Annotated in this window: 5 protein-coding genes; all 5 read right to left on the bottom strand. The window is 55.2% G+C overall.

The annotated features are described in order from the left end of the window. Positions 1 to 68: 68 nt before the first annotated feature. The 5 genes from AB7S84_RS16550 to AB7S84_RS16530 all read right to left on the bottom strand — a co-directional run bounded on the left by AB7S84_RS16550 (position 69) and on the right by AB7S84_RS16530 (position 4,177). Positions 69 to 614, bottom strand: coding sequence for a 2-oxoacid:acceptor oxidoreductase family protein (locus tag AB7S84_RS16550; RefSeq protein ID WP_020875641.1), 546 nt, complete (start codon positions 612 to 614; stop codon positions 69 to 71). Next, entirely contained in the window at positions 614 to 1,420 is an 807-nt protein-coding gene (locus tag AB7S84_RS16545) for a 2-oxoacid:ferredoxin oxidoreductase subunit beta (RefSeq protein ID WP_020875642.1), read from the bottom strand. Before AB7S84_RS16545 ends, AB7S84_RS16550 begins: the two co-directional genes overlap by 1 nt. Positions 1,421 to 1,423: 3 nt before the next feature. Beyond that, positions 1,424 to 2,572: a 2-oxoacid:acceptor oxidoreductase subunit alpha gene (locus tag AB7S84_RS16540; protein ID WP_020875643.1), complete on the bottom strand. Its 1,149-nt coding sequence runs from the start codon at positions 2,570 to 2,572 to the stop codon at positions 1,424 to 1,426. A 1-nt stretch (position 2,573) separates the two neighbouring features. Then, positions 2,574 to 2,801, bottom strand: coding sequence for a 4Fe-4S dicluster domain-containing protein (locus tag AB7S84_RS16535; RefSeq protein WP_020875644.1), 228 nt, complete (start codon positions 2,799 to 2,801; stop codon positions 2,574 to 2,576). A gap of 209 nt (positions 2,802 to 3,010) precedes the next feature. Further along, complete coding sequence (locus tag AB7S84_RS16530) at positions 3,011 to 4,177, bottom strand: radical SAM protein (RefSeq protein WP_428155841.1); 1,167 nt, start codon at positions 4,175 to 4,177, stop codon at positions 3,011 to 3,013. Positions 4,178 to 4,770: the final 593 nt, after the last annotated feature.

The raw sequence follows: 4,770 nt of genomic DNA, 5'->3' as shown, positions 1-4,770 counted from the left end.
GATAGAAGGGGTGCGGCGGCTGAAGGTTCGATCAACCTTCAGCCGATATGGGTCGATCCTGCCGATATTTAAGGTTTCACTTTTGTTCCCATGGCGAGCCCGGACTCCAGGGCTTTTTGATTGACCTCGATGAAGCCTTTGGGGATGCGGGTGGACAGCACCTTCATGATCGATTCCGGGGAGACGACGTCGGTGAGGCCGATGACGGCGCCCAGCATGCAGATGTTGAAGACGATGGGCTTGCCGATCTCCGCCATCACGGTCTTGTACATGGGCAGCTGAATCTGACGTGCATCCACCCTGGCCTGCATCTTCACAAAGCGGGAATCGGTGAGGAGAATGCCGCCGGGTCGTACGATCGAACTGAATTTATTATAGGATTCTTGTGTCAGACAGACCAATACGTTGGGTTGGGTGACCTTTGGGTAACGGATGGGCGAGTCGGATATAATGATATCCGACCGGGTGGCCCCGCCGCGAGCTTCGGGACCATAAGCCTGGGCCTGGGTGGCGATGAGATTTTCATGAAGTACGGCCGCCTCGGCCAGAATGATGGCCGCCGTGATCACGCCCTGGCCGCCGGAGCCTGAAAATACGAGTCTGCATCTTTCCATTACGGCCGCCCTCCCATTGCTCTTTCGATCACCTTATCGTATTCGGCGCAATATTCCGGTTTTTCCTCCTGAATAAAGATGCCGCGTTCGATCAGGGCCGGATTCTCCTGTTTGGCCTTGGAGCCGATGGGCGTCGTGTTGTCCCGGAACCACTCCATCATCTCGGCGGCTCCGCCCATCCTGTTTTTACGTCCGAAATAGGTCGGGCACTGGGTCATGACCTCCACGACGGAAAAGCCTTCGTGGAGGATGGCGGCCTTCAGGATTTCGGTCATTTGTCTGGCGTGATATGTGGTGGTGCGCGCCACGAAGGAGGCCCCGGCCGCCTTGGCCAGCTGGACGACGTCGAAATCATGGTCGATGTTGGAATAGGGCGCCGTGGTTGCCGACGTGCCGTAACCGGAGAGGGGCGAGTACTGGCCGCCGGTCATTCCGTAGATCCGGTTGTTCATGACGACGGCCGTCATGGCGATATTGCGCCGGGCTGCGTGGATGAAATGATTTCCGCCGATGGCCAGCGCGTCGCCGTCCCCCATGGGTACGATGACATTCAACTCGGGCTTGCTCATCTTGACACCCGTGGCAAAGCCCAGTGCCCTGCCGTGCAGGGTGTGAAGGGAGTGGAAGTCGACATAGCCGGAGATCCGGGATGAACAACCGATGCCCGACACCATGACGATCTCGTTCTTGCTCATACCGAGCTGCTCCACGCCCCGGATGAGACTGCCCAGGACGATGCCGTGGCCGCAGCCCTGGCACCACATATGCGGAAAGAAACGTTCACGAATATAATCTTTGACGGCCATGGGTTACACCCCCTTTCCCTGAACGAGTCGCAGGATATTCTTGATGTCGGTGGGTGTGATGAAAACCCCGTCGATCCGATTGGCCAGTACCACGCGCTCGGGGTCCTTCACGGCGCGCTTTACCGCTCGAGTGATCTGGCCCATATTCATCTCCACCACGACGATGTGACGGGCTTTGGCGCATTTTTCATCGATGAGGCCATAAGGAAAGGGCCACAGCGTCTGCAGTTCCAGAAGCCCGAGCCGCTCTCCGCGACGCCGTTGATGCTCCACCACATGAAGGGCCGAGCGGGCCGATGAACCATAGGAGATCAACACCGTCCGGGCGTCTTCCATATAATATTCCTTGTAGCGGGTGATATCCCCCACGTTGTTTTTGATCTTGTCCACCAAGTGCCGGAGAAGGCCATGGACGACCGAGGGATTGGACGAGGGGAAACCCCACATGTCATGGGCCAGACCCGTGACGTTGTAACGATGTTCTCCGCCGAAGTCGGACATGGGCAGACGTCCATCCTCCCGCGGCAGGTAAGGATGATAGTCGACCCCCGCCTTGACGGAGGTGCGGAGACGGTCCACCACGGGGATGGCGCCTTGTTCGGGGATGACAAGTTTTTCCCGCATGTGGCCGATGACCTCGTCGAAGAGGAGAATGACCGGGGTCCGGTAGGTTTCAGCCAGGTTGAAGGCATATACCGTCATCTCGAAGACGTCCTGATGGTTGGATGCCGTCAGGGCGATGATGGCGTGGTCGCCGTGAACCCCCCACCGGGCCTGGTAGACGTCGCCCTGGCTGGGACTGGTGGGAAGACCCGTTGAGGGGCCGCCCCGCATCACGTTGGCGATGACGCAGGGGATTTCGGTCATGATGGCGTAACCCAATCCCTCCTGCATCAGGGAGAAGCCCGGTCCGCTGGTGGCCGTCATGACCTTGTGCCCGGTCAGCGAGGCGCCGACGATGGCGCAGATGGATGAAATTTCATCCTCCATCTGAATGAACTTGCGGCCAAGCCGGGGCAGACGTACGGCCATGTGCTCGGCGATCTCCGTGGACGGCGTGATCGGGTAGCCGGCAAAAAAATCCAGGCCCGCATAGAGGGCTGCTTCCACGCAGGCCTCGTTGCCCTGAACAAATTTTACATTGTCGTTCATATTATTCAGAAGCCTCCTGTTTTTCCGGTTCGAGAATGACCTCGATGGCGAGGTCCGGACACCGGATTTCACACAGCTTGCAGCAGATACAGTCTTCCGGGCGAACGGCGATGACTTTCTCCATCTCGTCCAGCGCCAGCACATTCTTGGGGCAGAAGTGGACGCAGATACCGCACCCCTTGCACCATTCCCGATTGATGGAATGTTCCTTGAGTGTTTTCTTCGGCATTGGGTTTCCTATTCAGGGTGTTGATGATGTTTTTCGGATCCAAATCATCTGGATATGGGATGGTCCTTATTGTCATTGGGTATGAAAGTCAAGGAAAAGCGTGAGTGGATTTATTTTATTGAAATAAATCATTTCATCATAATATAAATGAAAAATATAAAATGATTTATATTTATTACCAACCCATATAAAATGTTGGCTAAAAAAAATCAAATAAATCGTTTCATCAGTTTCCCGACAATCTCATCAACATTTTGTGGCGTTATTTCATTTTTTTGACAGATGCTTTCGACTTTTTGCATTCGGTAAGGCGATGTCATATCATCCAGGCGGCGAAATATCCCAAGCCGTCTACCGACCATATACCGGGTTTGGCGTTCGGGCGGCAGATCGAGAAAATCCTGGAGGAAAGACGTCAATCGGGCCTTGTCTCCCGGCAGGACGCCCTCGATCTCTTGAAAGAGGTTCAGGACATGATCACTTTTGAGGGTGCTCGTGATGCCGTCGAGGTGCTGAATGAATGTCAGAATTTCTGCCGCCGTTTCCAGATCCGTGCATTTTTCAAATGCTCCGGTACGGTGTTCCTCGAACAACGGTATATGCTCGGGAAGAGCAAGCGTGCGAAGCCTGATAAAGTCAGGATTGATCCGGTTCAGCGCGTCGGCCGTCTCAACGGCGTGTTCCCTGGAAAGCGTCCTGCCGCCAAGCCCCGGCATAACGTATTCCGAGAGTTCCATCCCGGCTTTCCGGGTCTTGATCCCTGCTGAAATATGCATTTCCTTGGTCGTCCCTTTTCGAACGGACTTGAGCACCTTGTCCGATCCGGATTCCAGTCCGATATGAATCCGGTTGAGTCCGGCCTGTCGGATGGCCGAAAGGTCCGCATCGGAGATACGGGCCACTGTCTGTGATCTGGCATAGGAGGTGATCCGCTCGATCCAGGGAAAACGGCGTTTGAGATGGAGAAGGATCTCTACGAGGTGTTGAGGCTTTATGATAAGGCTGTTGGCATCCTGAAGAAAGACACTGGCAAGACCACCGGAAAACCAGTGAAGGGCCGCCTGGAAAGCACCGGTTTCATCGGAGCTGACCTTGGGTGACAGTTCCCGGACCGTCGCCATGCTGATCCGTCCCGTACCGCCGGTGTTCTCCTTCAGCATCGTCACGTACTTATGCACCGCATCGATATCCCGGATGACGTGAGCCACCGGGCGGAGGGAAAAACGTCGACTCTTGTAAACGGGACAGAAGGTACAGAAATTCCAGGGACAGTTTCGGGTGACCCGGATCAAAAGACTGTCGGCTTCACTGGGAGGGCGAATGGGCCCCTGTTCGAATCCTCTGTAGGATTGTTTTTCTTTTTTGCCGGAGGGCATGAAGGATCTCCTCTCGATTTATGTTGATGCTAAGGTTTTCAACCGAAGGATTCTGTGCGTTTCGTGAAACAGTCTCACCCTTCGAGTTTGGTGATGATGACCGGAAAGCGGTGATGTCGGAAAACGGCAACGTCCCTGGAAAGCATATTTGTGTGTCGCTCAGGTTCAGCAAGGGATCGGCGGTCGGGACTGTTCGGGCGTCAGCGTGTTTCCAGGCTGTCCGGAGAGCGTTTCAACGGTTCCTGAACGAAGCCGCGCGGGGCGTGAGCCGTCTCCGGACATCGAGGCTTATCGAAAGTCATTTTGAATTCAATGATATACCAGAATCCCGGACGGATCAAGTCGAGACGGCCCCGGGACAGGAAATCTCTTTGACAAGCGTGAGTCTTTGACATATGTCCTCACTCAACTTTCGACTCGACTTTCGACTTTCACAGGCCGTAGACTCCCGGCACCGCTATCCGGTCACTATCATGAAAGTCGAAGGTTGAGGCCTCATTCAAAACAGGGGGTCTTGGATCGTGAAAAAATGGATTTTCGGCATGGCGGCTGTCGGCGGACTCTTGTCCGTCTGTGCCGCCGCAGCTGCAATA

Origin of the sequence: Desulfococcus sp., from assembly GCF_050178255.1 — a bacterium.
GTDB lineage: Bacteria > Desulfobacterota > Desulfobacteria > Desulfobacterales > Desulfococcaceae > Desulfococcus > Desulfococcus multivorans.
Note: the sequence above shows the minus strand (reverse complement) of the source record. Positions and strands in the feature narration are given on the sequence as shown.